Consider the following 25,646-nt stretch of genomic DNA (forward strand, 5'->3'; position numbering starts at 1 on the left):
CTCAATTAACCGGCTGGCGGTTGCGTAACACTTCGTACATCAGGATTGCGGCAGCAACTGAAGCGTTTAACGACGTTACATGACCAACCATCGGCATGTGATAAAGGAAGTCACACTTCTCTTTCAGTAAGCGGCTCATCCCTTTTCCTTCACTGCCTATTATGATTGCCAATGGTAATTTGGCATCCATGCGACGGTAGTCAGCCGATCCTTTGGCATCTGTCCCAGCTATCCAAACACCGCGTTTTTTCAAATCTTCAACGGTTTGTGCTAAATTCCCCACGCGTGCTACCGGAACATGTTCAATTGCCCCTGTAGACGTTTTTGCCACAACAGCAGTTAATCCAACTGCTCGGCGCTTCGGAATGATGACCCCATGCACTCCGGTCGCATCTGCAGTACGTAAAATAGAACCCAGATTATGTGGATCTTCCAATTCATCTAAAATCAAAAATAACGGATCTTCATTGCGAGACGCAGCACGCTCGAAAAGTTCATCAATCTCCGCATAACGGTAAGCTGCAACTGAAGCTGCTACCCCTTGGTGATTGGCTCCATCCGTCAATTGGTCCACCTTGTTTTTCGGTACAAACTGTACGATGATGCCCGCTTCTTTCGCCAGTTGCAACAACTCGGCGATTCCCGCTTTTTTAACACCTTCCGCTACCCATACTTTATTCATATCCCGCCCAGATCGAAGGGCTTCCAATACTGGATTTTTTCCTGAGACGATTTCATTGTCTAGTTCAGTCACGATATCGATTCTCCTTTCGGTTCTTCTATAGTGGTAATCGCTTTTTCGATAATTTCTTTCACGCGTTCAAAATCACCTGATAGATACAGACTTCCGAGAACCGCTTCAAACGCGGTACTATACTTGTACGTTTGTACATCTGTATTTTTGGGAATGGTGCCAGACTTGGCATTACGCCCGCGTCTGAGCACCGCTTCCTCATCTTCCGTCAAAAACTTTTCTGCGAGTAGCACACGTACTACGGATGCTTGAGCTTTCGCCGAAACATATTTAGTCGCTTCTTTATGCAACGTATTGGGTCTGACCCGTCCTGAACGAATCAAGTGTTCACGAATGGCTTGCTCCAGAACGGCATCCCCCATATAAGCAAGAGCCAGTGAGTTTAATTGTTTTACATCTGCTGGTCGCAGTGAATATTCTTTGTTCATCCGCGCTTCCAACGGATACCTTGCGCCGTGTCTTCCAATAAAATATTCATTTCTTTCAATTGATCTCGAATCGCATCTGCACGAGCGAAATCCTTATCTTTACGAGCCTGGATTCTCTCAGCAATAAGAGCATCAATTTCTTCGTCCAGCACCTCAGTTTTCACTTCCACTTTAATACCTAAAACAAGTGACAATTCTTTCAGCGCCTCCATGAACGCCGTCAGTACAGCTGCTTCCGTATGTTTTTCAATCAAGTACACATTGGCCAGACTTGCCAATTCGAATAACGCAGCAATTCCGTTTGCCGTGTTGAAATCGTCGTCCATTGACGTAATGAATTGCGTGCGGACTTCTTCGATCTTGTTTAACCAGATATCCTGGTGATCCCCAAGTTCAGGAGACGCTTCCAGACGATGCGCCAAATTCGCATAAGAAGTTCGAATGCGCGCCAGACCATTTTCCGCATTTTCAACAAGCTCTTGCGAGAAATTGATTGGGTGACGGTAATGAACTGACAGCATAAAGAATCTCAACACTTGCGGATCGATTTGTTTACGGATGTCGTTCACCAACACAAAGTTACCAAGTGACTTCGACATTTTTTCATTGTCTATATTGATATAGCCATTATGCATCCAGTAGCGAGCGAATTGCTTGCCTGTGTATGCTTCAGACTGCGCAATTTCGTTTTCATGATGCGGGAACGTCAAATCCTGGCCACCTGCATGAATGTCAATTGTGTCTCCAAGGATTTCACGAGCCATTACCGAACATTCAATATGCCAACCCGGACGACCGTTACCCCAAGGACTCTTCCAGAAAATTTCACCCGGCTTTGCATCTTTCCATAAAGCAAAATCGAGTGCATCTTCTTTCTTTTCGCCTGTTTCAATACGTGCACCAATTTTCAAATCATCTACTGATTGATGGGACAATTTGCCGTAACCATCAAACTTGCGAGTACGGTAGTAGACGTCACCTTGCGACTCGTAAGCATAACCTTTTTCAATTAGCACTTCGATGAATTCGATAATGGAGTCCATATGTTCTGTTACACGCGGATGAGCATCCGCTTTTTGGCAACCGAGTGCGGTCACATCTTCAAAGTAAGCTGCGATAAAACGTTCCGTCAATTCGGATACATCTTCTCCAAGCTCATTTGCAGTCTTGATAATTTTGTCGTCAACATCCGTAAAGTTAGAAACGAAATTGACTTCATAACCGCGGAACTTCAAGTATCGACGCACCGTATCGTAGACGATAACAGGACGGGAATTCCCGATGTGGATGTAATTGTAGACAGTCGGTCCACACACGTACATTTTCACCTTGCCCTCTTCTAATGGCACAAATGGCTCTTTTTGACGTGTTAACGTGTTGTAAATATGAATGCTCATTTAACGTTTCGCTCCTTTTCGAGTTGTTCACTGACGACCGCAACTTGCTCTCGCAAGATAGCAATTTTCTCTTCCAGCATATTGCATTTATCTGCAACCGGATCAGGTAAATCTTGATGATCCAAGTTACGTTTCACTTTGATTCCATCTTGTATCACGACAGTTCCTGGAATACCTACTACCGTGGAATTCGGGGGAACATTTTTCAAAACAACGGATCCGGCACCGACTTTACTGTTTTCACCGATAGTAATTGACCCAAGTACTTTTGCTCCTGTTGCCACCAGTACGTTATCGTGTAACGTTGGGTGTCGTTTCCCTCGTTCCTTCCCTGTACCTCCAAGTGTAACGCCTTGGAATATCGTGACGTTGTTGCCGATTTCGCACGTTTCTCCGATGACCACTCCCATTCCGTGGTCAATAAAAAAGCGACGGCCAATTTTGGCACCCGGATGAATTTCAATTCCGGTGAAAAAACGACTCACTTGTGATACGACTCTCGCTAGGAAATAGAATTTCCGCTTGAAAAGGGCATGGGCTACACGGTGTGCCCAAACTGCATGTAACCCGGCATATGTCAGCACAACTTCCAGCACACGTCTTGCTGCCGGATCTTGTTCGAAGACGACTTCCACATCTTCTTTCATTCGACCGAACATTTTCTCTCCTCCTATTTTGATGATTTGCTTCGTTCGATAGCTTATTTGAGGCTTTTTTAAAAATGTAGAATCAATTCGGTGTGCTTATCGCTAGACCTGAGGATTCATCGCTTAAATGCGTCTCACCACCAAGTTTGCTTTCCGGGATAACACCATTTTTTGCCCAAAATAAAAAGCGCCCCTGTCAATGACTGACAGAGACGCTGTAATAGCGCGGTTCCACTCTGATTGGAAGGATGTTTAGCATTCCTTCCCACTTGGCGTCTTGTAACGTAGACGGTACGGCTCGCTTACTAAACGGTTCAGCTGAGCGCTCAGAGGTGCATTTCCATAGTGCCTAAGCTCAGACCACTTTCAGCCGGTGGTGGTCCTCTCTAAAGAGCGTGCCTTATGTACTTCTCCTCATCAAAGCGTTTTGATTTTTGGTTAAAGATAGCTTAATTTTCACACCATGATGCGTGAAAGTCAAACTTATTGTTTTGCGAATTTCTCCACACGTGCAAGTACTTTTTCTTTGCCGATTAACGCGATGGCATTCGGCAATTCCGGACCGTGCGTTTGACCAGTCGTCACAACACGGATTGGCATAAACAAGTTTTTGCCTTTATGTCCTGTTTCTTTTTGCACGGTTTTAATAGCACCTTTAATAGCATCCGCTTCAAACACTTCCAGTTGCTCGAGTTGCGTTTTGAATGACGCCATAACTTCCGGCACTTGATCACCAGCTAAAACAACAGTCGCTTCTTCATCATATGCAAGTTCATCCTTAAAGAATAGGTCAGTTAGCTCAGTAATTTCAGCACCGAAACTCATTTGTTCATGATAAAGCGCAATCACGCCCGTAGCCCATTGCATTTCCTCTTCTGTCAAAGTTTCCGGCAAGCGACCCGCTTTTTGTAAATGAGGCAATGCAAGTTCAACCACTTCATCCAGTGAAAGTTGCTTCAAATATTGATTGTTCATCCAAGTCAATTTTTGCTTATCGAACATCGATGGTGATTTAGATAAACGATTGACGTCGAACTGGCGAATGAATTCTTCTTTTGTGAAGATTTCTTCTTCCCCTTCAGGAGACCAGCCAAGGAGCGCAAAGAAATTGAACATTGCTGCTGGAATATACCCAAGATCTTTATATTGAGCAACGAATTGAATAATCGATTCGTCACGTTTTGAAAGTTTCTTACGGTTTTCGTTGATGATTAACGTCATATGACCATAGTCAGGCGCTTTCCAGCCAAATGCGTCAAATACCATCATTTGTTTTGGTGTGTTAGATAAATGTTCTTCCCCACGGAATACGTGAGAAATCTTCATGAAATAGTCATCCAACACAACTGCGTAGTTATAAGTCGGAATTCCATTTGCTTTCACAAGCACCCAGTCCCCAACATCTTTTGATTCAAATGAAACCGAACCGCGAACCAAGTCTTCAAACGTATATGTTACATCTGCTGGTACACGCATGCGAATCGTATGTGCAAGACCAGTCGCTTCTTTCTCCGCTACTTCTTCTTTCGTTAAGTTACGGCATGTACCTTTGTACATTGGCGCAGCGACACCTTTTGCTTTTTGCTCTTCACGTTCAGCTTCCAACTCTTCCGTTGTACAGAAGCATTTATAAGCGTGGCCATTTTCAAGCATCTCGTCTGCATGCTTTTGGTAAATGTCCAGACGTTCCATTTGACGGTAAGGAGCATATGGTCCACCGATATCAACAGACTCATCATACTCGATGCCAAGCCACTTTAAGTTTTCTAGTTGCGATAATTCGCCACCTTCAATGTTACGTTCAATATCCGTATCTTCAATACGAACGATGAATTTGCCGCCATGATGACGTGCAAATAAATAGTTGAATAAGGCAGTGCGGGCTCCACCAATATGTAAATTTCCTGTAGGGCTTGGTGCGTAGCGTACGCGAACTTCTTGTGTCATGTGTGTTTCCTCCTCGAATACGTGCTAAACTTTGTCCAGTTTAACACAGGTCATGCTTATTTTTGAATGAGTAAAATCGTCGCCTGTGCTGCAATGCCTTCTCCGCGTCCTGTAAAGCCAAGCTTTTCAGTCGTTGTCGCTTTGACATTCACTTGCGATGGTTCGGCATTTAACAGCTTTGCTATGCGGTCACGCATTTGCGTAATGTAAGGCGCCATCTTCGGTGCCTGTGCAATAATCGTGCAATCCACATTACCTAATTTGTAGCCTTTTTCTTCAACTATGTTCCAAATGTACGCCAGTAGTTTGGCGGAGTCTGCATCTTTAAATTCGGGATCTGTATCAGGAAAATGACGTCCGATATCCCCTTCTCCGATTGCACCTAATGCCGCATCCGTCACCGTATGTAATAAAACATCGGCATCCGAATGACCAATTAAACCTTTTTCGTACGGAATCGTCACTCCACCTAAAATAAGCGGTCTATTTTCTGCAAATTCATGTACATCAAACCCTTGTCCAACTCGAAACATTTAGTTTTCCTCCTGCTGTCGTTTTTGTAAGATAGCTTCGCCTATTAATAAATCTTCTTGTGTCGTCATTTTTACATTATCATACGTGCTTTCCACCACATGTACGGGAATATTCAGTCGTTCTACCAGCATGGATTCGTCTGTACCAATGAATCCGTCTTGTTCCGCTTGCTTCTGCGCTTTTACCAATATGTCCGTTTGAAAAGCTTGCGGTGTCTGGATGATCCACAATTGTTCACGGTCCACTGTCTCTTCAATAATGTGATTATGTACGCGTTTCATGGTGTCTTTTGCTTTTACGCCAGCTATCGCCGCACCATTTTCGCTAGCTTTTTGAGCCAATTTTTTAATAACGGCTGGTTCTATAAAAGGTCTTGCTGCATCGTGAACGAGAATCAAGTCAGCCTCATGCTCTGCCGCTTTAATGCAGGCATATACACTGTGTTGTCGCTCTTCGCCCCCCGCAGGCATCCCTTTTACTTTTGTAATGTTATGTTCATCTAACATCTCTTGTATCGTCATGCGCTCTTCAGGCTTCACCGCAAGCCATATCCCTGCGCAATTTGGATCCTCTTCAAAAACCTCGAGCGTATGGATGAGAATCGGCTTACTGCGCAATGTCAGAAATAATTTATTATGCCCTGCCTTCATTCGTTTTCCACTGCCTGCAGCTGGTAATACAACGATATAGTTCATTTCATGTATTCTCCTCATTCATGATGGAAAAGGAGGCCGCCTTAGCTGTCTCGTGTTAATGACAGAAAGGGCAGCCTCTTATTTTAGGTGTGATTGATTATTTCGTTTTGGCAAAAATCATTCGACCTGCCGAAGTTTGAAGAACACTTGTAACAATGACATTAATTGCTTGGCCGATAAACGCCTTGCCATCTTCGACAACAATCATCGTTCCATCGTCCAGATAAGCAACGCCTTGATTTTGTTCTTTCCCATCTTTGATGACGACGATATGCATTTCTTCACCAGGAATCACGACTGGTTTGACCGCATTCGCAAGATCATTGATATTCAGAACAGGCACTTGATGCAACTCACACACTTTATTCAAATTAAAATCATTTGTCACTACCATGCCGTCCATTTTCTTCGCAAGACGCATCAATTTCAAGTCAACTTCCGCAACATCATCAAAATCTTCTTCCGTAATCAAAACAGCTGAAGCACGTTCCGACTGAAGTCGTTTCAAGATATCAAGACCTCTTCGGCCACGTGTACGTTTCAATGTATCCGAAGAATCTGCAATATGCTGAAGTTCAGTCAAGACAAACTGAGGTACGACAAGCACCCCTTCTAGGAAACCAGTTGTGGAAATATCAGCAATCCGGCCATCGATAATGACACTTGTATCGAGTAATTTATAAGATGCTTGTTGCAATGCCTGAGGGTTGTTTTCGTCGAATTTCTTCTTATGAACAACCGCTTTGTTAGCAGTAAACATTTGCACAATCTCATCGCGCTTCTTGAACCCTACCTGAAAACCAAGGTACCCTAATGTGATGGTCAGCAATACAGGCAAAACGGCATTGATGACTGGCAGCTGAATGGAATCCACTGCAAAATTCAATAGAAATGCGACACTAAGGCCAATAATCAGACCAAGTGTACCAAACAATAAATCACCAATTGGCGCTTTCAGCAATCGATCTTCCATCCAACTTAAAAACTCAATCAAATAGTCAGTCAACAGTAATGCAAGGACATATAAAAGAATGGCCCCTATTAGTACAGACACATACGGATTGTTCAGCCACGGGTTAGAAGATAAATGTATAAGATCGTATAATTGCGGTAATAAAAGTAACCCGAGCGTTCCACCAATCAAGATAAAGGTAATTCGAATAATCCACTTTAACACAAGCCCACCTCCTGTTTTTGATTATACACGTTTTCACATGGAAACACCTACTAGACGAAGAAGGGATGTGTAAAGTTTCTTTCGACAAACAGATGATGGTGGATTTGCTTAGTTAGCCGGGGAGTTAATCGAGGTGAATGGTGGTTGGTGGCAACACTTTAATCGGCATCACTGGTGATTTAATCGGCATGAAACGAGTTTTAATCGGCATGAACGTTCATTTAATCGGCATTGCGAGCTTTTTAATCCGCATGAAATGCAATTTAATCGGTTTCAACTAATTTTTCCCAACAAACAAAAAGCTTCCCAGAAACGCCTAAGCGTTCGGGAAAGCTTCTTTCAATGCTTGATTTACCGTTTCAACACCGACTACTTGTATGCCTTTTGGATAATCCCAGCCACCAAGGTTTGACGCTGGAATGATTGCACGTTTGAATCCAAGCTTCGCTGCTTCCTGCACCCGTTGTTCTACACGAGACACTCGACGCACTTCACCTGTTAACCCCACTTCTCCAATAAAGCAGTCATGAGCACTCGCAGCGACATCGCGGAAACTGGACACAATGGTCGTCAGCACAGCCAAATCGATCGCAGGCTCGTCCAACTTCACACCACCTGCCACTTTAATGTAGGCATCTTGCGTTTGCAGCAACATTCCGACCCGCTTCTCTAAAACCGCCATCAAGAGAGAAATCCGGTTTTGATCAATCCCGCTTGCCATCCGTTTCGGATAGTTAAAACTCGTCGGCGTAATCAACGCCTGAATTTCAACCAAGATTGGGCGTGTACCTTCCATCGAAGCCACAACAGTTGAACCAGCCGCTCCTTGTGAACGTTCCTGCAAGAACAACTCAGATGGATTCGACACCTCTTTTAACCCACCTTGTAGCATTTCAAAAATAGCAATCTCATTAGTTGAGCCGAAACGGTTTTTTTGTGAGCGCAAAATACGATACGTATGGTGACGTTCCCCTTCGAAGTAAAGAACCGTGTCCACCATATGTTCTAGCAATCGTGGTCCTGCAATCTGACCTTCCTTCGTGACGTGCCCTACCAGGAAAATCGCAATATTTTTCGTTTTGGCAATTCGCATCAGTTCCGCTGTACACTCACGCACTTGTGAAACGCTACCTGGGGCAGACGTAACTTCCGGATGGTGAACCGTTTGAATCGAATCGATGACGACAAACTTTGGTTCGACTTGGTCAATTGCTTCATTGACCAGCTCCAAGTTGGTTTCTGAATAAATATAAAGCTCTGAGGATGCCACTCCAAGGCGCTCCGCACGAAGTTTCGTCTGTCTGATTGATTCTTCACCTGACATATACAACACGCGTTGCCCTTTGTTTGCAAGCAATGAAGAAACTTGCAGCAACAGGGTGGACTTTCCGATACCTGGGTCTCCACCAATCAAAATCAGCGAACCTGGCACAATCCCGCCCCCGAGAACACGGTTCAACTCTGAAAGATCCGTATCTACGCGTGGTTCATCAACCGTTTCAACCGCTGTGATCGGTGTCGCTTTTTGAGCAATTTTTTCAGAATGCTGGAATGTGCGGCGCGGACCTTTTACGACCACTTCCACTTCTTCCACCATCGTGTTCCATTCACCGCAACCTGGACAACGTCCCATCCATTTAGCAGATTCATAGCCACACGAGTTACACATAAATTTCGTTTTACGTTTAGCCATAGTGCCTCCTATGTAAAAAAGAGCATTCCGAACAGCCTCGCCGGAATGCTCCAATTGTTTTATTCAGTTACTGCTTCTTTTGTGCGGACGATAAATTCATCGTTTTCTACATCGAACACAATATTGTGGCCAGTCAAGACTGTACCTTTTAATAGTTCTTCAGACAAGCGATCTTCCACGTGTTTTTGAAGTGCACGACGGAGCGGACGTGCGCCGTACTCTGGGTCGTAGCCTTCTTTTGAAATTTTTTCTTGAGCCGCTTCCGTTAATTCCAACTCAATTTCTTGCTCTTTCAAGCGTTTCGTTAATTGAGCCGTCATTAAAGTAACGATTTCTTTTAAGTGTTCTTTTTCTAATGAATGGAACACAATCATTTCATCGACACGGTTTAAGAACTCCGGACGGAAGGCTTTTTTCAGCTCTTCAAGCATTTTGCCTTTCATATCCTTGTATTTCTGTTCGCCGTCTTGCAAGTTGAAGCCGACATATTTGTTTTTCTTCAACGCTTCTGCGCCGACGTTTGATGTCATGATGACTACCGTATTGCGGAAGTCGACCGTGCGTCCTTTCGAATCCGTTAAACGACCGTCTTCTAATACTTGTAGCAAGATATTGAAAACATCTGGATGTGCTTTCTCGATTTCGTCTAAAAGAATGACAGAATACGGTTTGCGACGAACTTTTTCCGTTAATTGACCACCATCTTCAAATCCTACGTAACCAGGAGGTGACCCGACAAGACGTGAAGTCGAATGTTTCTCCATGTACTCAGACATATCGACGCGAATCATGGCATCTTCGTCACCAAACATACTTTCAGCAAGTGCGCGGGCAAGTTCCGTTTTACCGACACCTGTTGGTCCCAAGAAAATGAATGAGCCAATTGGACGTTTTGGATCTTTCAATCCAGCACGCGCTCGACGTACTGCACGGGAAATCGCAGTAACAGCTTCCGCTTGACCTATGACACGTTGGTGCAATGTATCTTCTAGTTTCAGTAATTTCTCAGACTCGGTTTGAGCGAGTTTAGAAACCGGAATTCCCGTCCACATGGACACAACTGCCGCAATATCTTCAACAGTTACTTCAGATTCCGCTTTGCCTTGCTCTTCTTTCCAAGACTTCTTCGTGCTTTCGAGTTCTTCTTTCAGCTTCTGTTCCGTATCACGGAATGATGCCGCTTTTTCGAACTCCTGGCTTTGAACAGCCGCGTTTTTCTCTGAACGGATTGCCTCTAGACGAGATTCCAGTTCTTTTAAATTCGGCGGTGTTGTATATGAACGTAAACGGACCTTTGAACCCGCTTCATCAATTAAATCAATCGCTTTGTCCGGTAAGAAACGGTCCGAAATGTAACGGTCTGACATTTTAGCTGCTGCCGTAATCGCTTCATCCGTAATTTTCACACGGTGATGAGCTTCATAACGGTCACGAAGTCCTTTAATGATTAGAATGGACTCTTCAACTGAAGGTTCATCCACTTGAATCGGTTGGAAACGACGTTCCAATGCAGCATCTTTTTCAATATATTTACGGTATTCATCAAGCGTTGTTGCACCAATACATTGTAGTTCACCACGAGCAAGTGATGGTTTCAAGATATTGGATGCATCGATTGCGCCTTCAGCGCCACCAGCACCAATTAATGTGTGTAGCTCATCGATAAATAGAATGACGTTACCTGCTTGGCGAATTTCGTCCATCACTTTTTTCAGGCGATCTTCAAACTCACCACGGTATTTTGTACCCGCAACAACTGTACCCATATCCAAGGTCATGACGCGTTTGTCACGCAGAATTTCCGGCACTTCGTTTTGAACGATTTGTTGAGCCAAACCTTCAGCAATCGCTGTTTTACCAACACCTGGCTCCCCAATAAGAACTGGGTTGTTTTTCGTACGACGTGATAACACTTCGATGACACGCGTGATTTCTTTGCTACGTCCTATGACTGGATCCAAGCTTCCTTCACGGGCAATCTGTGTTAAATCACGAGCCAAACTATCAAGCGTCGGTGTGCTTGCAGCAGGGTTCGTTCCACTGTTTGCTTGAACATGATCGTTGCTTCCAAGCAATTGCAACACTTGTTGACGCGCTTTATTCAAGCTGACACCTGAATTATTAAGAACACGTGCCGCTACTCCTTCGCCTTCACGAATAAGCGCTAGCAATAAATGTTCTGTGCCGATGTAAGAATGACCCAGTTTACGCGATTCATCCACTGACAATTCAATGACTTTCTTCGCACGTGGTGTGTAATGAACGATCGGACCTACGTCACCAGTTCCCATTCCCACCAACTCTTCAATGCCTTCTTCAATCATTTGAGGGCTGACTTCGATTGCTTCCATCGCTTTCGCAGCAATGCCGCCGCCTTCACGAATTAATCCCAATAATATATGTTCAGTTCCAATTGACTCGTGCTTCATACGAATGGCTTCTTCTTGAGCTAATTGGAGTACTTTTTGAGCGCGTTGTGTAAATCGGTTAAACATCATGAGGTTCCTCTCCTTCATTGTCTAAATTATTGTCTACTTGCAACCGTTCCCTAAACAACTTTGCGCGAAACACATCGCGTTCCTCGGGTTGCAGGGACGTGCCTGCATACTTCTGTAAAAAACCTGGTTGCATGAAAACCATGCATTCATTCAAAATCGAAACATCGACACCTTTAATCAATCCGAGATCGATGCCAAGACGGACGTCTGATAGACAGCGTCCCGCTTCTTCTGTTGATAAAAGTCGGGCGTACGTTAAAACTCCAAGTGAACGGTACAGACGATCTTCCAATACATTCGGTCTCGTATGTAAGAGAGCCGCTCTTGCTTCACGTTCTTTTCGAATAATTTGTTCCGTGATGCTTTGCAAATCAGTTAAGATATCTTCTTCTGATTTCCCAAGAGTCGTTTGGTTCGATACTTGATACACATTGCCGAGTGCTTCACTGCCTTCCCCGTAGATGCCGCGAACGACCATCCCGAGACGTGTAATGGCTGTCACAATGCGATCCATTTGCTTCGTCATCGTAAGTGCCGGTAAATGCATCATCACCGATGCCCGCAGGCCAGTGCCCGTATTCGTTGGACAACTCGTTAAATAGCCAAACTGTTCATCAAATGCATAAGGCAGTTCTTTTTCAAGGACGTCATCGATATGGTTTGCCTGACGCCATGCTTCGTTCAACTGCATTCCCGGGAAAATACATTGTATGCGAATATGATCTTCTTCATTGACCATCACGCTGACCGCTTCATCATCTGATAATAAAACGGACCCAGCTACTTCCGAATGAGCCAGTTTCGGACTGATCAAATGCTTTTCAACCAAAACTTGCCGATTGAGCGCAGATAGCTCTTTTATATCTATATACGAAAAGGTCGACTCAAGTTCCGCTTCTGCGTCAAGTAATACTGCGGAAACCGCTGAATCTACTTGTAGCGCTTCATTTTCCGTAAAAGAAAGTGGAAATCTGTAGCCTGTTAAATTTCTTGCAAGCCTGATTCGTGTACTCATCACGATATCAGCATGCTGTCCTTCACCAGCCATCCAACTTGTCACGGAATTATTTAGAAAACGTTCAATGGACATCGCGGTTTTCACCTCCGCTTTGCAGCTGTTCTTCTAACAAGCGAGCTTCATCACGCAGTCTTGCCGCCTCTTCAAAATTCTCAATTTCAATCGCCGTGCGCATGGACGTGCGAATGGCTTCTATTTGTTTTTTTAATTGCAGAGTCTGACCAAACGTACCTGGCGCTTTCCCCACATGCTTAACATTTCCGTTGTGTAATTTCTTGAAAACATCAGGTAATTGTTTATGAAAACTTTCATAACAATGTGCACAGCCGAACTTCCCTTTGTTTAGAAACTGACGGAATGTCCAACCACACGAACTGCATGTTTTTGACTCCGGTTGCGGTTTTTGCTGCATTTGTTTGGTTTCTGGAACACCAAACCAGTTGGATAATAACTGATGTAGCGAAAGTGGATCTTGTTGAAAATCCAAATGAAACGGATGAAAATTTTTTGCGCAAACTTCACAATAATGACGTTGCACCTGGTCTCCATTTTGTACTTGCGTCACGGTAACTTTTGCCGGTCGCTGTTTACAATTCTCACAAATCATCTCGCACTCGCCTCACTTTAACTGTTCATACTTAAATGTCATGAGCATCGCTTGCAATATGCGCGAACGCAATTCGTCTCGATGCGGCAATGGGGTATTGAGGGTTGTGCGATCGAGTGCCGCGAGCATCATTTTTGCTTCACGCTTCGTCACGACATTCTCATCGATTAAACGAAAGATAATATCTTCAGTCATCGTTTGAGAAGCTCCACGCTCCAAACTCACTAGTATCGCTTCAATTAAATCGGCCTTCGTATGAGCGCGTACCCGGACTATCCGAATATAACCACCCCCACCCCGCTTACTTTCAACAAGGTAACCACGGTCGGCGGTGAAGCGCGTATTAATTACATAATTAATTTGTGAAGGCACACACTGAAATTGCTCAGCAATCTCACTGCGCTTTATCTCAACATGCCCTTTATCATCTAATTCGATAACTTTCTTTAAATACCCTTCAATAATATCCGATATATTCCGCATTCAATCACCTCCCGATCAATTAAATCTGAGTGCGAGTCAAGGTTAATTGTGATATTTTGTGAGCGCAATTTACTCAGACTCACCTGACTTTGACTAACTTTGACTTTATTATATAAGGGGAGGTAGGAAGTGTGCAATTCATATGCTTTCGATTGTTTTTTGGGGGCTTAGAATTCATTTTTATATTAGATGTAGCGTACTTGTTTAGTGAGACGCTTTTAGGTGACCTTAATAGATTGTGAAAAATATATCGTTCAAATTGGAGTGTTTAGAATTTATCTCTCAGATAGGACATTTATCGCTCAAATACATCGCACAACCACTTTAACTTGTAGAAACTATGTAGCACGCATCGCTTGCAGAAAAGAGCCTGGAGCGAATTAGCGGAATGGCTCCCATTCGGGTTTAGAAATTAATTGGCTCTTTTTTCGCTACGCTCCTATTTGAAAGAAGTGATATCTCATAACGAGTAGACTTGGCGAAACAGGTATTTGCTATCTTTTGAGTTTATGAAAAATTTATCGCTCATAGAGTCTCACGCCCTAGTTAACTTGTAGAACCAACCAACCTAATTGGCTCTGTTTCCGCTGCGCTACTGTTACTAAATGAAAGTACATAAAAAAATGCCATCCTTTTTCATGAAAGGATGGCACTTCTTTTTATAATATGGAATTTTTTAATAAAACTCTCCCCGTGATAAATTCCAACCACGCATACACGCCTGTTTTGACCGTTGCGCTTGTCGCTACGTCGCGTGATGGATCTAGACAGACAAAATCAATATGTCTGACCGCATCGTGTTGACCGATTCTCACTAAACTTTGGAACAACTCCTCCGCTGTCATGCCTCCTGGTGTGGAAGCGGGCACACCTGGTGCAACCGCAATATCCAAAACATCCATATCGACAGTTACATATACGCGGTCTACTCTTTTTACTAATTCCTTTAACTGTTCTTCGACGCACTGAGCCACCCCTAGCTCACGTGCTTTTCGCAAAGTAATCATACGAATGCCGTGTTTCTTCGCATACTCCACCAACGGAGCTGCATTGAAGTACCCGTGCAGGCCAATGTTGACAACATCTTCCCCGCGGACAATTTCACCGTCAATTAGTTGACGAATGGGCGTACCGTTTGCAGGTCCCAAATCAGCTGGATCGCGTACGTCCAAATGGGTATCCAGTTGTAAGATGCCGATTCGCTCGTCCGGGTAGGCTTTCTTAAGACCTCTAACCGCACATGCAGTAACGGAATGATCGCCGCCTATTAAGCACGTTGTGGACTGATTAAACACGCTGACTAATTCAGTCGTTGTTTCTTCAATGCGTTCATGCGACAACAAAATATCCGTTGTATGCATTAGGACATCTCCCGCATCACGAACGGTGTATCCTGACAAATCTAAGTCCTCGTCCAAGTTATAAGTTGAGAACCCTTTCCATAATTTACGAAATTCGAGTGGATATAAAGAAGCTCCAGAAACACTAATGGATGATCGGGAAATTGGTGCTCCATAGACCACCATGTCTGGAGACTGTTCATATAGCGGTTTTACCCACTGATGAACGAAGTCTCCAGAAGTATCGCGCCATGACCATTCAGGTGGTTGTAAGTATTTCATTTAACCCACCACCTGTATGCCTTTTTTCCACACTGAGCCAACGTGGTTCACACCGAAAAGATACTGTAACTCCTGGTAGTTGGACACATTCCACATCACGACATCTGCTTGTTTTCCTGCTTCCAATGAACCGACTTTCTCTTGCATGCCAATGGCACATGCTGCGTTCATCGTTGCCGCAACTAAAGCTTCTGCCGGTGTTAAGCGCATGGAGATGCAAGCCAAATTCATGACTAGCGGCATGGAGGTTGTAGGTGAAGACCCCGGGTTACAGTCTGTCGAGATTGCTACTGCAACACCCGCATCAATCATCGCTCGACCTTTCGCCGCTTCTTCACGTAAATACAATGCTGTCGCTGGCAACAGACAGGCAATGACCCCTGCTTCCGCCATTAAACGCACACCTTCAGTAGAGGCTTTCAATAGATGTTCCGCTGAAATTGCTCCGACTTTTGCAGCTAATTCCGCTCCACCATACGACTCAATTTCATCGGCATGAATTTTCGGAATCAAGCCGAGTTCTTTGCCCGCTTTCAAAATACGTTCAGACTGCTCAGGAGTGAATACCCCCACTTCACAAAAAACATCGTTAAAGACAGCCAGTTTTTCTTCCGCCACTTTCGGAATCATTTCATTTATCAAAACATTAATATACTCGTCTTCGCGGCCCTTATATTCCTGAGGAACCGCATGACCACCCATAAAAGTGGGAACTAAATCAATTGGATGCTGGTCGTTCAACCGTTTCATTACACGAAGTTGTTTCAATTCTGTTTCCAAGTCGAGCCCGTAGCCACTTTTGCCTTCCACAGTTGTGACGCCATGGGCTAGAAACGAGTCCAGGCGGCGCGTTGTCTGCGCCACCAGCTCCTCTTCGGAAGCGTCGCGCGTCATACGAGTCGTTGCATGAATACCACCACCAGCATTCATGATTTCCATATATGTGGCACCTTCAAGACGCATTTCGAATTCACGTTCACGACTTCCGCCATAGGCCACGTGCGTATGAGGGTCGACTAAACCAGGTGTTACCAAACGGCCGGTCGCATCGATGATATCCGCTTCATGTGCACGTGATCCATACAATGCTTCGAGCTCGGACGTCGTGCCGACCGTGACTACTTTACCGTTTTCCATCCACACACTGCCATCTTCAATTAACCCGAGGTCAGACATTCCTTCCCGAACACGGGGAGCATTTTCACCGGCTACCGTTACAAGTTGTGCCGCATTTTTTATCCAAACTGGTCTCATTTTTCAGACCCCTTTAGCATCGGAATGTTAACACCTTTTTCGCGCGCTGTTTCAATCGCCAAATCATATCCCGCATCTACATGACGGACGATGCCCATTCCAGGATCTGTCGTTAATACACGTTCCAAACGAACTTCCGCTTCTTTCGTACCGTCCGCTAAAATGACCATCCCTGCATGAATGGAGTAACCCATGCCAACGCCACCGCCATGATGAACGGATACCCATGTTGCACCACCTACTGCATTGACCATTGCGTTCAATATTGGCCAATCCGCTACAACGTCCGAACCATCTTTCATCGCTTCTGTTTCACGATTCGGTGAAGCTACTGATCCTGAGTCCAAATGGTCACGGCCGATAACGATTGGTGCACTTAATTCGCCGCTTGCCACCATATCGTTAATGATTTTCCCGAAACGCGCACGTTCGCCATAACCTAACCAACAAATACGTGAAGGAAGTCCTTGGAATTGGATTTTCTCCTGCGCCATTTTAATCCAGTTACATAAATGTTTGTTGTAGCTGAACTCGCGCAAAATAACTTCGTCTGTTTTACGAATATCTTCCGGGTCACCTGACAGTGCTACCCAACGGAATGGTCCTTTTCCTTCACAGAACTGTGGTCGAATGTATGCCGGAACGAATCCTGGGAAATCAAATGCGCGTTCAAAGCCTTCATCTTTTGCGACTTGACGGATGTTGTTGCCGTAATCGAATGTAATGGCGCCTTTATCCATCATCTCGACCATTGCAGAAACATGCTTGGCCATGGATGCTTTTGAAAGTTTGACGTACTCGGTCGGATTTTCCGAACGAAGCTTCGCTGCTTCTTCCAAAGACATTTTTGATGGAATGTAGCCGTTTAATGGGTCATGCGCAGAAGTTTGATCCGTTAACACATCTGGAATGAAGCCACGAGCGATCATTTCCGGAAGGACGTCTGCTGCATTGCCAAGCAATCCAATTGATAAAGCTTTCCCTTTCGCTTTTGCTTCTTCAGCCAAACGTATCGCTTCATCTAATGAATCTGTTTTCACATCTGTATAGCGCGTTTCAATACGTCGATCGATGCGCGTTTCGTCCACTTCAATCCCGATACATACACCACCAGCCATTGTTACCGCTAAAGGTTGAGCTCCGCCCATTCCTCCAAGCCCTGCTGTCAATGTAATAGTACCTTTCAATGATTCTCCGAAATGTTGTTTCGCCAGTTCAGCAAAAGTTTCGTACGTCCCTTGTACAATTCCTTGCGAACCAATATAAATCCAGCTACCTGCCGTCATTTGGCCGTACATCATCAAGCCTTTTTTATCGAGCTCGTGGAACGTTTCCCAGTTCGCATACGCTGGTACAATATTTGAATTGGCAATCAACACACGTGGTGCATCTGTATGTGTTTTGAAAATCGCCACCGGTTTTCCGGATTGAACAAGCAACGTTTCGTCATTTTCCAACTCTTTTAATGAACGCACAATCGCGTCGAAGCTTTCCCAGTTACGCGCAGCTTTACCGATTCCTCCGTATACCACTAAATCTTCTGGATGTTCTGCCACGTCCGGATGTAAATTATTGCTTAACATACGAAGTGCCGCTTCTTGTTGCCATCCTTTTGTGTTTAATTCTGTTCCTCTATATTGAATCACTCTATCTGATGTATTCGCTTTCATTTTCATTCGCCCCCTTATTAATATCTTTATTGTATCGTGAAAGTTCTGATAATTTATTATAATTTAGATTGATTTTTACGTTTTGTTGACTTGATTCTCTAATTTTTATAGGTTTTTATAATTTATTGACTTAAGAACAAACAAAAAAGACCGATTGAGATATCGGCCTTTTCGGATTAATTTTGGAGTTTGTTAAGAAACTTTTTTGAATAATGTTAAACAGTATAGAGCAGCAATTCCGACAAGTACATAAACAACTCGAGCGATGGCAGTATCCATACCGCCGAAGATTCCGCCGACTAGATCCCATTGGAATAAACCGAAAAGCAACCAGTTTAACCCCCCGATAATAACAAGTAAAAGTGCGATAACGTTTAAGTTTTTCACTTCTGTCCAACTCCTTTCGTTTTATAATGTACACCTTTTGTATAACCATTATATAACGAGCGTAAACATTATAGAATAAATGAATGTGCTACTAATTTTATTTATTTTAAAAATCGATTCTTCTGCCCTAATTTAATCGAAATTGGGACGGCGTTTGTCCAGTTGAAGCTCTGAATTTCGCATTGAAATAAGATTGATGTGTAAAGCCGGCCAAACGCGATACTTCCTCTAAAGAAGCGTTTGTTTCTTTTAATAAACGTTTTGCTTCTCCAATTCGAATCTCCTGCAGTGTGTCCCTGAATTTCTTGCCAGTGCTTTTGGAAAACCTTCTACTTAACGTGCTTTTATTCATTTGCAATACATCTGCACAAGCTGCCAAATTCCAATTCGAGTCCCAATAATTTGATTCCATCATGGTTCTGACTTTATCGGAAAAATTAGAAGTCCCTGATTCTCCAAGACTCGTTTCTTTCATTAAATCCGCTGTGAAGCTACCGAAGTTTTGTATGATGTGGTACATCACTGGCTCGCGGACGATGTCTTGAAACAGTTGATGGTAATTTTTTTCAAGCGGTCCATTTTGTATTGAATTGGCCGACATATATCTTCTGATTTGTGCCAGAACGCTGGTCAAACGAATTCGAACCATTTCAGGATCCGGATAAGGTGCCTCAATGGTGAGGAAGTCTTGTTCCAACCACTGTCGAATCGCCTTAATATCCTGTTTGCCTAACATTTCAATCCACATGCGCTGCTCAATCGGAGATAAAAAAGGATCCATCTCGCGCCACGTTAAATCTTCTGTCTCCATGGACAAAATATCGTATCCATCATAAAAAATCCGTTCTTGGAAGCGACGCATTTTTTGATACAGCGAACGAATATCTACGTCGCCATGTGATTCGTATAGGTAAATAGACAATAAAGTATGAGATTGGCGTTTCCATGAAGCGTAAAATGCCAGATAAGCCTCCTGCAGACTTTCTTGTTCAGTCAATCGGTGAATAACGAGAACGAAATCGGTAAATGGGAATAGTTCCACGTGCGAAGGAAATGCGAACTCTTCCAAAGCTTGAACCAATTGGGTTCCCTGCGCTCGATTCGCAGGTACAATTGCAGTCAAAAGTAAAGGTGTACTTGGGTAAGTTTCAGCCAACAATAAATCTTCATATGTAACTTGCGAATTCTGAACTGAATCCAATTGAGGTGTCTTTTTCTTTTCATTGCGCAAACGAAAACGCGCTTGCTGGATATGTTTGATTAAATGTTCAGGCTGGAAAGGACGGAATAATAAATCCTCCGCTTTATGCTGGAGTGCGCGGTATGTTGTCTGAAATGTCCGATCCGAGGATAACCCTAGCCACCTTGCGCCTGATGGCAATAGAATTTCTTCCGGTACTGACCATAAATCCATATCAATTACATAAAAATCAAATTCCTTTGAATGCATATCTTTTTGTAATTTACTAATCGAATCCCCAGACTCCACAAAAACGTCCCGAAGCTGAGATGTAATCATCCACTTCAGGCCTTGTGCTTCAAGTGAGTCCTTCGTCAGAACATATACATGCATAAGAAAACCCCTCTTTCACCAGCTCTGTAAAAGCTCAGTAAACAGTTTAGTTTTAGGTAAGAATATACGTTTATTGTCATGTCTGCGTTCATCATAAGCAAGAACTTTTAAAGATTTGGTAAGTAATCGAGCACTCATTTCAAAAATTAATGATTATTTTTTAGTACCTTGCATAGAATAATACCGTGTGATATATTGTTCCAAATAGTACTGTTTATTAATTAGTAGTGGAAGGAGGGGTTAAAGATGAATATTCAATTCAAAAAAGGAGTTCTTAATCTTTGCGTACTTGTGTTATTAGATCAAAAAGATCGATACGGATACGAACTTGTACAAAAAATCTCAGATCAAATCTCGATTTCCGAGGGATCTGTCTATCCATTATTAAGACGTTTGACTAAGGAAGGTTATTTCACGACATATTTACAAGAGTCCACGGAAGGTCCTTCGCGTAAATATTATAAGCTGACCGATTTAGGAAGGTCGTATTTACAGGAACAATTAAATGAATGGAAAAGCTTCACAAACGGAGTTAATACTTTAATTGAGGAGAGTGTGAAAGATGACGGAACAACAATTTCTAAATGAACTTGAAATGGCTTTAACTAAACTTCCTTCCGAAGAAAGAAATGATATTTTCCAGGATATTAAAGAGTATTTTAAGGATGGTCGTGAAGACGGGAAATCCGATAGCGAAATCGCCGCATCCCTTGGCTCTCCAAAACAAATTGCCGAAGAACTTCTTGCCAATTATGTTCCTGAGAAGACAGAGCCAACTACAGCTACGAAAAAGATAAAAATTACGGATACTACATTCACTAAAGTGGACATGAACATCCATTTCGGTGCGCTGAATGTGTACCCATCCGAAACAGAAGATACAATCGTTGAACTGGTCAATGGAAATGAAAAACTTGAATTAACCGCAGAAGTTAAAGGAGATACGCTGAAGATTAAATTAAGAGAAGCGAAATTCAGATTCCTAAGCTTCCTTTTCATTGGCAAAGGTGTGCAAGTAAATGTTGCGCTTCCTGCTAAAATGTATTCGAGCATTTTGATGAAAACGGATAACGGCAGCCTAGTTGCGGAAAAACTTCTTGGAAAAACGATGGCGGCAACTTCAGACAATGGAAGCATTAAACTAAAAGCATTGGCAGCAACCAACCTGGATGTAGAAACAGACAATGGCCGGATTACAATCGAAAAAGTACAAACCAATTCCCTCTCGGCCAAGACGGACAATGGGCGTATCGAATTGCGTCATATCGATGCTGATCAAGTACACACTGAAACAGACAACGGACGAATCGAGATGGATTACGTGAATGGGAAAATTACCGGTAAAACGGATAACGGTCGCATTTCACTTTTCACAACCTCTCTTGATCGTATGATTGATTTAGAAACCGACAATGGCAGTATATCGGTCGTAACCGAACATAATCCAACCGACGTAACCATTCGTGCAACGGTTGACCATGGGAAAATTGATGTATTCGGTGAAAAGAATTCCCGTACTACTTTCGGAAGCGGAACAAATACGGTTCAACTTTCAACGGATAACGGAAAAATAACTGTCTATAAGAAAGAAGTAAGCGTTCCTGTTTAAATTTTAATAAGATGACGTTTTCCTTTTAGTAGTAGTCCAAATAAAAGTAAGCAAATAACATCAAAAAACTCAGAGTTTATACGCTCTGAGTTTTTTATGTATCAGCTTCTTATTTTGTGTATTTTGGATATGTAGCTTTATAACCAATTAATTTACCTATCGGGTTTAGTGCAAAAAACATACATCTTTGTACTGGTATAGGTGGTTTTGCAAGCCATGCGTGATTCTTAAATTGTTGAGACATAACAGATAGTTGAAGAAGATTCGGTAAACCCTTTTTATCTGACTTTCCATCCCTCGCTAGACCAAACATCGTTTCAAACATTTGCTCCCACTGAAGGGCTGGACGGAATAGTAAGCGACAATGTAATTCATCCTCACCATCATTTACCCAAATATGAGGTGTTCCTGCCTTCACCGTTGTTTTAAACCCTTTTTCACCAATCGTTTTTTCACCTTTGATAAATAATGCTAGTTTACCTGATATGACCTCAAATTCTTCATCTTGTTTTGGGTGAATATGTTCTGCCGCAACGAATCCCCCTGGCTTAACAAATAAGTCAAACTCTAAAAGTTCGCCATTGGTATCTTGTGCTGTTTGGAGAAACACGATTTTTTCTCCCGTAACTGGATTTTCAATTACATCTCCCTTTATGGCCACCAAGCCTATCCCCCTTGATTATTGTAAAGGCTGACATTCTTCAACTATTTATAAACTTCTTAAATCATCCTTTATTTATTATCATATTGAACTACCCTGTACCTTCAGTACAATAACCTCACAAAAAGGGCACCATCCTAATCATCCGAGAATACCTTGAGACCAACTGCCCCCACTGTCAGGGTAACTGCAATTACGGTTATCACAAATAAAAGGTCACCCGCTGTATTTGCATTATCCTCTACAATATAAAGCCATATGATCTCAACAAATAATATTAAAAGCCAAACGAAATATAATTCTTTAACCTTTTTCATATTTCTCCCCCTTTGCGAATTACGTTGTAAATAAGCCCTTTCAAAACAACACAAAGAAGCAGTTTAAATAAGAAGCTGATCAAACTGCTTTGTTGTTTGTTATCTAATTGACTTTTTTACTTTGCATCAAGCGTGTATATAGACATTTGTTCCGATTGGCACGAATGTGGAAAGCTCCGTCACGTCTTCGTTATACATCCTAATACATCCATGCGAAACTTCTTTGCCAATAGATGAGGGATTATTTGTTCCATGTATGCCATAATGCGGTTTAGATAAACCCATCCACAACACCCCATACGGGCCACCCGGGTCGTATTCTTTGTTCACCACAATATAATTTCCTTTTGGTGTAGGTGTTAACACTTTCCCCACTGCGATCGGATATGTCTTCAATAATATACTGGCATCGTAAAGTTTTAGCTGTCGTTTACTCACACTGACATCAATCCAAACCACCATAATCCCAACTCCTAAAACTGACTTACTTTAGGTATATGGAATGGCTGGTGGATATGACCTTATTTCGGTTAGATAGTAGCTAAAATCTATGCAGCAATCGTTCATTTTCTAACAAAAAAGCAACTCCATTATCGAAGTTACTTTTTTATCTCCTTATTTTGGAACCTCAACACCATAGGACACCCACTCTTCACGCGATGGTCCATAAATCCCTTTCATCGGCAATCCAGCCAATCGCATTAACATGGTCATTTGACCGCGGTGGTGGATTTGGTGTTTTACGAGAACGTTTAATGTAGTAGCATTTGTCCATATTTCACCATACATGTCGTGTTTTTCAGAAAGATTGGCATCCGTCCATTGTGAACGAATGGCTTCCTTGAAAGCCATATTTGCCTGTCTGTACCCAGCAGCAACTTCCGCTGCGGATTCCGGCATTGGCGCATCATGATGCGGTGCTTCAAATACCAATCCAACACGTGACATCATTTCGTGTACAGAGACAATGGTATGCCAAGCCAGATAACCTAAAGACCTTTCCCCTTCTTTGACTCTAGCTCCTAGGGAATCATCGTTTAACAAGTCCATTATTTGTTGGGTAGAGTCACTTTCGTATGTCCATTCATTTAAGAATTCATCCAGTGTATGGTACATGAGTTGCCTCCTTAAGATTATTTACTCTCTTAAGTATCTTTCGTGAAAATTGGCAAAATCCCTTCCTCACGCTTCGATTAATTGCTTTCTTTTTGCTTCAATTTCGGAAAGCTCCGCATCTAATACATTCTTTTTACCTGCTAAGGAATGCATGACTTTCACGACTTCTTTTACGGTGTTTTGCAAGTTAGCCTGAGACTTGGAAATGCGTGAATGAATGGTCCACTCACTGAAAATATCATCAAAAAAGTAGTCTGCCATTTTGATAAATTCACCGCGTTCTACGATAAAAGTATTGGCTTCGAGTGCCTGCACATCTTTGACTTCCGTTCTGAATCGATGGAGCGCCATTTGTGCTTTATGAATCGTGTCTTCCGAATCGTCAATTGCACCGTGCTTCATCGCAGTCACAATCATACCGCCGCCCAAAAACGTATCCCAAGTGGAGTAATTGCGTGCGGATTGGAGCTGGCTGATTGCATAAGACAGTAAAACATTTGCTTTACTGCCTGCCTCCCGTGCTTCTTCGATTTCCCAAAGCATGGTTTGGACAACCGTTTTGCGCTCGTAAAGTTCTTCCATCAGCGCCTTGTCTTTAGGTGAATTTACTTTTAACCACAACTCTTTTTCTTTCATCAACCGTTGCCAATTCGCATGGAGGTCCCGGAAACGTATATCTGCCAGTTCTTTTCTTATCGTATCTGTTTCAACTTCCAAGTCACGAACCATTTTTACAGCTTCGTTCCATTTCAGTTCTACCGAAGCGGCTTCAGCCATTTCCTGATCACGTACATCTTCTTGTGTCCCTTTCCACTTTCTCATCATATTGGAAAATGAAAACTCATCTAATTTTGCTACGTCCCGCTGTTCTTTTGTCAGCTTTTTTTCGAACTCATTTCGTTTATGCGTATGCTCCAAAACATCTGTTTGAAGAGAAGCCAGCTTCTTTTGCAGGCGTTCTTGTTCATTCATTAATAGCTGTAATACCGATTGTCGTTGCTGTAAAGTCGACCACATTGCCATCACTCCCTTACGTTTTATACGAAATTCAAGAGATGAGGTTTCAATTCGTTTGTTTTTTGGGAATTTAGTGAAATGTTGGAACTTTTAAGTTTGTGAAAGAGTCTAATGATTAACTATGAAATTTGGAATGGATGGGGCGGGTTTGAGATGAAAAAGTGGATAATTCCAGTAGTTATTCTATGCCTTATTGCGGTGAACGCTGCATTGTCAACGAAATTTCATTACCCAGAACTTCCATTTACTAATAAAACTAAGCAAGAAGTAGCGAGACTTGCCACATCATCGGAATTACCGCTTTCCAAAGTAACTCAGCAAGACGGCTACGTTTGGTTGGTAACGGATGATTCCCTCGATGTTGCAGTTAACTCTCTTAAGCAACGAATGAAAAAGAATGGCTGGAATTTTGTTGAACAGTATGGCTCGAGCTATTTGTTTGAAAAGAACAATGAAAAAGTATTTATAGAGAGTGAACAATGGACTGGCAACTTTCTGCTCTTTCAATTGCCTCTTGGATTTTAATCTTGAACTATAGGAAA

At 42.8% G+C, this 25,646-nt stretch carries 27 protein-coding genes and 1 other annotated feature; of the genes, 4 read left to right on the forward strand and 23 right to left on the reverse strand.

Annotation, left to right across the window (positions count from 1 at the left end):
- Nucleotide 1: 1 nt before the first annotated feature.
- The 8 genes from rlmB to ACQKEV_RS15775 all read right to left on the reverse strand — a co-directional run bounded on the left by rlmB (nt 2) and on the right by ACQKEV_RS15775 (nt 7,579).
- Nucleotides 2-754 carry a 23S rRNA (guanosine(2251)-2'-O)-methyltransferase RlmB gene (rlmB, locus tag ACQKEV_RS15740; protein ID WP_427447478.1) on the reverse strand — a complete coding sequence of 251 codons (753 nt, stop codon included), beginning with the start codon at nt 752-754 and terminating at the stop codon, nt 2-4.
- The gene (locus ACQKEV_RS15745; protein ID WP_427447479.1) at nt 751-1,182 is read right to left on the reverse strand and encodes a Mini-ribonuclease 3; all 432 of its coding nucleotides are present in this window, start codon (nt 1,180-1,182) and stop codon (nt 751-753) included. The genes rlmB and ACQKEV_RS15745 overlap by 4 nt, the downstream gene beginning before the upstream one ends.
- Nucleotides 1,179-2,579 carry a cysteine--tRNA ligase gene (cysS, locus tag ACQKEV_RS15750; RefSeq protein ID WP_427447481.1) on the reverse strand — a complete coding sequence of 467 codons (1,401 nt, stop codon included), beginning with the start codon at nt 2,577-2,579 and terminating at the stop codon, nt 1,179-1,181. Before cysS ends, ACQKEV_RS15745 begins: the two co-directional genes overlap by 4 nt.
- Nucleotides 2,576-3,238 carry a serine O-acetyltransferase gene (gene cysE, locus ACQKEV_RS15755; protein WP_427447482.1) on the reverse strand — a complete coding sequence of 221 codons (663 nt, stop codon included), beginning with the start codon at nt 3,236-3,238 and terminating at the stop codon, nt 2,576-2,578. Before cysE ends, cysS begins: the two co-directional genes overlap by 4 nt.
- Before the next feature lie 193 nt (nt 3,239-3,431).
- Nucleotides 3,432-3,656, reverse strand: a binding site (T-box leader).
- 53 nt (nt 3,657-3,709) lie between these two features.
- Complete coding sequence (gene gltX / locus ACQKEV_RS15760) at nt 3,710-5,173, reverse strand: glutamate--tRNA ligase (protein ID WP_427447483.1); 1,464 nt, start codon at nt 5,171-5,173, stop codon at nt 3,710-3,712.
- Between the two features lie 56 nt (nt 5,174-5,229).
- Nucleotides 5,230-5,706: a 2-C-methyl-D-erythritol 2,4-cyclodiphosphate synthase gene (gene ispF / locus ACQKEV_RS15765; protein ID WP_427447484.1), complete on the reverse strand. Its 477-nt coding sequence runs from the start codon at nt 5,704-5,706 to the stop codon at nt 5,230-5,232.
- Complete coding sequence (gene ispD, locus ACQKEV_RS15770; protein ID WP_427447485.1) at nt 5,707-6,402, reverse strand: 2-C-methyl-D-erythritol 4-phosphate cytidylyltransferase; 696 nt, start codon at nt 6,400-6,402, stop codon at nt 5,707-5,709. It abuts the gene before it with no gap.
- A 97-nt stretch (nt 6,403-6,499) separates the two neighbouring features.
- Complete coding sequence (locus tag ACQKEV_RS15775) at nt 6,500-7,579, reverse strand: PIN/TRAM domain-containing protein (RefSeq protein WP_427447487.1); 1,080 nt, start codon at nt 7,577-7,579, stop codon at nt 6,500-6,502.
- Nucleotides 7,580-7,716: 137 nt separating this feature from the next.
- Between ACQKEV_RS15775 and ACQKEV_RS15780 the strand changes: the two genes are divergently transcribed.
- Nucleotides 7,717-7,860: a hypothetical protein gene (locus ACQKEV_RS15780; protein WP_427447489.1), complete on the forward strand. Its 144-nt coding sequence runs from the start codon at nt 7,717-7,719 to the stop codon at nt 7,858-7,860.
- Nucleotides 7,861-7,895: 35 nt separating this feature from the next.
- On the opposite strand, the gene radA is transcribed toward ACQKEV_RS15780, so the two are convergent.
- The 10 genes from radA to ACQKEV_RS15830 form a co-directional block, all read right to left on the reverse strand.
- Nucleotides 7,896-9,272, reverse strand: a complete 1,377-nt coding sequence (gene radA / locus ACQKEV_RS15785; RefSeq protein ID WP_427447490.1) for a DNA repair protein RadA — start codon at nt 9,270-9,272, stop codon at nt 7,896-7,898.
- 59 nt (nt 9,273-9,331) lie between these two features.
- Nucleotides 9,332-11,770, reverse strand: coding sequence for an ATP-dependent protease ATP-binding subunit ClpC (gene clpC, locus ACQKEV_RS15790; RefSeq protein WP_427447492.1), 2,439 nt, complete (start codon nt 11,768-11,770; stop codon nt 9,332-9,334).
- Complete coding sequence (locus ACQKEV_RS15795; protein WP_427447493.1) at nt 11,760-12,860, reverse strand: protein arginine kinase; 1,101 nt, start codon at nt 12,858-12,860, stop codon at nt 11,760-11,762. The genes clpC and ACQKEV_RS15795 overlap by 11 nt, the downstream gene beginning before the upstream one ends.
- Nucleotides 12,850-13,395, reverse strand: a complete 546-nt coding sequence (locus tag ACQKEV_RS15800) for a UvrB/UvrC motif-containing protein (RefSeq protein WP_427447495.1) — start codon at nt 13,393-13,395, stop codon at nt 12,850-12,852. Before ACQKEV_RS15800 ends, ACQKEV_RS15795 begins: the two co-directional genes overlap by 11 nt.
- Before the next feature lie 12 nt (nt 13,396-13,407).
- Nucleotides 13,408-13,878, reverse strand: a complete 471-nt coding sequence (locus tag ACQKEV_RS15805) for a CtsR family transcriptional regulator (protein ID WP_269926721.1) — start codon at nt 13,876-13,878, stop codon at nt 13,408-13,410.
- A gap of 659 nt (nt 13,879-14,537) precedes the next feature.
- The gene (locus tag ACQKEV_RS15810; protein WP_427447496.1) at nt 14,538-15,500 is read right to left on the reverse strand and encodes an agmatinase family protein; all 963 of its coding nucleotides are present in this window, start codon (nt 15,498-15,500) and stop codon (nt 14,538-14,540) included.
- On the reverse strand, nt 15,501-16,754 hold the full coding sequence (gene hutI, locus ACQKEV_RS15815; protein ID WP_427447498.1) for an imidazolonepropionase: 1,254 nt from the start codon (nt 16,752-16,754) through the stop codon (nt 15,501-15,503).
- On the reverse strand, nt 16,751-18,424 hold the full coding sequence (hutU, locus tag ACQKEV_RS15820) for a urocanate hydratase (RefSeq protein ID WP_427447500.1): 1,674 nt from the start codon (nt 18,422-18,424) through the stop codon (nt 16,751-16,753). Before hutU ends, hutI begins: the two co-directional genes overlap by 4 nt.
- A 192-nt stretch (nt 18,425-18,616) precedes the next feature.
- Complete coding sequence (locus tag ACQKEV_RS15825; protein ID WP_427447501.1) at nt 18,617-18,811, reverse strand: DUF378 domain-containing protein; 195 nt, start codon at nt 18,809-18,811, stop codon at nt 18,617-18,619.
- Nucleotides 18,812-18,938: 127 nt separating this feature from the next.
- Nucleotides 18,939-20,384 carry a helix-turn-helix transcriptional regulator gene (locus tag ACQKEV_RS15830; RefSeq protein ID WP_427447503.1) on the reverse strand — a complete coding sequence of 482 codons (1,446 nt, stop codon included), beginning with the start codon at nt 20,382-20,384 and terminating at the stop codon, nt 18,939-18,941.
- A 246-nt stretch (nt 20,385-20,630) separates the two neighbouring features.
- Here ACQKEV_RS15830 and ACQKEV_RS15835 point away from each other — a divergent pair, with 246 nt between their 5' ends.
- Together ACQKEV_RS15835 and ACQKEV_RS15840 are read left to right on the forward strand one after the other, a co-directional pair.
- Nucleotides 20,631-20,972, forward strand: a complete 342-nt coding sequence (locus tag ACQKEV_RS15835) for a PadR family transcriptional regulator (protein ID WP_427447505.1) — start codon at nt 20,631-20,633, stop codon at nt 20,970-20,972.
- Entirely contained in the window at nt 20,947-21,993 is a 1,047-nt protein-coding gene (locus tag ACQKEV_RS15840) for a DUF4097 family beta strand repeat-containing protein (RefSeq protein ID WP_427447506.1), read from the forward strand. Before ACQKEV_RS15835 ends, ACQKEV_RS15840 begins: the two co-directional genes overlap by 26 nt.
- 109 nt (nt 21,994-22,102) lie before the next feature.
- On the opposite strand, the gene ACQKEV_RS15845 is transcribed toward ACQKEV_RS15840, so the two are convergent.
- From ACQKEV_RS15845 to ACQKEV_RS15865, 5 genes are all read right to left on the reverse strand, one after another.
- Nucleotides 22,103-22,654, reverse strand: a complete 552-nt coding sequence (locus ACQKEV_RS15845; RefSeq protein ID WP_427447508.1) for a cupin domain-containing protein — start codon at nt 22,652-22,654, stop codon at nt 22,103-22,105.
- Between the two features lie 137 nt (nt 22,655-22,791).
- Nucleotides 22,792-22,971 (reverse strand): hypothetical protein, encoded by a 180-nt coding sequence (locus ACQKEV_RS15850; protein ID WP_427447509.1) that lies wholly within the window; start codon nt 22,969-22,971, stop codon nt 22,792-22,794.
- 126 nt (nt 22,972-23,097) lie between these two features.
- On the reverse strand, nt 23,098-23,433 hold the full coding sequence (locus tag ACQKEV_RS15855; RefSeq protein ID WP_427447511.1) for a L,D-transpeptidase: 336 nt from the start codon (nt 23,431-23,433) through the stop codon (nt 23,098-23,100).
- Nucleotides 23,434-23,586: 153 nt separating this feature from the next.
- On the reverse strand, nt 23,587-24,087 hold the full coding sequence (locus ACQKEV_RS15860) for a DinB family protein (RefSeq protein WP_427447513.1): 501 nt from the start codon (nt 24,085-24,087) through the stop codon (nt 23,587-23,589).
- Nucleotides 24,088-24,153: 66 nt separating this feature from the next.
- Nucleotides 24,154-25,104 carry a hypothetical protein gene (locus ACQKEV_RS15865; protein ID WP_427447515.1) on the reverse strand — a complete coding sequence of 317 codons (951 nt, stop codon included), beginning with the start codon at nt 25,102-25,104 and terminating at the stop codon, nt 24,154-24,156.
- A gap of 153 nt (nt 25,105-25,257) precedes the next feature.
- On the opposite strand from ACQKEV_RS15865, the gene ACQKEV_RS15870 reads away from it, so the two are divergent.
- Nucleotides 25,258-25,629: a hypothetical protein gene (locus ACQKEV_RS15870; protein ID WP_427457964.1), complete on the forward strand. Its 372-nt coding sequence runs from the start codon at nt 25,258-25,260 to the stop codon at nt 25,627-25,629.
- The last annotated feature ends 17 nt before the right edge of the window (nt 25,630-25,646 follow it).

Source organism: Paenisporosarcina sp. NPDC076907, from assembly GCF_050269735.1.
Lineage (GTDB): Bacteria > Bacillota > Bacilli > Bacillales_A > Planococcaceae > Paenisporosarcina.

Excerpts from the sequence above, each read along its gene's own strand:
- ACQKEV_RS15865 (WP_427447515.1), bottom strand. The coding sequence starts at position 25,104 with ATGTGGTCGACTTTACAGCAACGACAATCGGTATTACAGCTATTAATG.
- gltX (WP_427447483.1), bottom strand. The coding sequence starts at position 5,173 with ATGACACAAGAAGTTCGCGTACGCTACGCACCAAGCCCTACAGGAAAT.
- ACQKEV_RS15810 (WP_427447496.1), bottom strand. The coding sequence starts at position 15,500 with ATGAAATACTTACAACCACCTGAATGGTCATGGCGCGATACTTCTGGA.
- hutI (WP_427447498.1), bottom strand. The coding sequence starts at position 16,754 with ATGAGACCAGTTTGGATAAAAAATGCGGCACAACTTGTAACGGTAGCC.
- radA (WP_427447490.1), bottom strand. The coding sequence starts at position 9,272 with ATGGCTAAACGTAAAACGAAATTTATGTGTAACTCGTGTGGCTATGAA.
- cysS (WP_427447481.1), bottom strand. The coding sequence starts at position 2,579 with ATGAGCATTCATATTTACAACACGTTAACACGTCAAAAAGAGCCATTT.
- ACQKEV_RS15780 (WP_427447489.1), top strand. The coding sequence starts at position 7,717 with ATGGTGGTTGGTGGCAACACTTTAATCGGCATCACTGGTGATTTAATC.
- ACQKEV_RS15795 (WP_427447493.1), bottom strand. The coding sequence starts at position 12,860 with ATGTCCATTGAACGTTTTCTAAATAATTCCGTGACAAGTTGGATGGCT.
- ACQKEV_RS15835 (WP_427447505.1), top strand. The coding sequence starts at position 20,631 with ATGAATATTCAATTCAAAAAAGGAGTTCTTAATCTTTGCGTACTTGTG.
- ACQKEV_RS15830 (WP_427447503.1), bottom strand. The coding sequence starts at position 20,384 with ATGCATGTATATGTTCTGACGAAGGACTCACTTGAAGCACAAGGCCTG.
- ACQKEV_RS15840 (WP_427447506.1), top strand. The coding sequence starts at position 20,947 with ATGACGGAACAACAATTTCTAAATGAACTTGAAATGGCTTTAACTAAA.
- ACQKEV_RS15870 (WP_427457964.1), top strand. The coding sequence starts at position 25,258 with ATGAAAAAGTGGATAATTCCAGTAGTTATTCTATGCCTTATTGCGGTG.
- ispD (WP_427447485.1), bottom strand. The coding sequence starts at position 6,402 with ATGAACTATATCGTTGTATTACCAGCTGCAGGCAGTGGAAAACGAATG.
- hutU (WP_427447500.1), bottom strand. The coding sequence starts at position 18,424 with ATGAAAGCGAATACATCAGATAGAGTGATTCAATATAGAGGAACAGAA.
- clpC (WP_427447492.1), bottom strand. The coding sequence starts at position 11,770 with ATGATGTTTAACCGATTTACACAACGCGCTCAAAAAGTACTCCAATTA.
- ACQKEV_RS15860 (WP_427447513.1), bottom strand. The coding sequence starts at position 24,087 with ATGTACCATACACTGGATGAATTCTTAAATGAATGGACATACGAAAGT.
- ACQKEV_RS15855 (WP_427447511.1), bottom strand. The coding sequence starts at position 23,433 with ATGGTGGTTTGGATTGATGTCAGTGTGAGTAAACGACAGCTAAAACTT.
- cysE (WP_427447482.1), bottom strand. The coding sequence starts at position 3,238 with ATGTTCGGTCGAATGAAAGAAGATGTGGAAGTCGTCTTCGAACAAGAT.
- ispF (WP_427447484.1), bottom strand. The coding sequence starts at position 5,706 with ATGTTTCGAGTTGGACAAGGGTTTGATGTACATGAATTTGCAGAAAAT.
- ACQKEV_RS15805 (WP_269926721.1), bottom strand. The coding sequence starts at position 13,878 with ATGCGGAATATATCGGATATTATTGAAGGGTATTTAAAGAAAGTTATC.
- ACQKEV_RS15800 (WP_427447495.1), bottom strand. The coding sequence starts at position 13,395 with ATGATTTGTGAGAATTGTAAACAGCGACCGGCAAAAGTTACCGTGACG.
- ACQKEV_RS15745 (WP_427447479.1), bottom strand. The coding sequence starts at position 1,182 with ATGAACAAAGAATATTCACTGCGACCAGCAGATGTAAAACAATTAAAC.
- ACQKEV_RS15850 (WP_427447509.1), bottom strand. The coding sequence starts at position 22,971 with ATGAAAAAGGTTAAAGAATTATATTTCGTTTGGCTTTTAATATTATTT.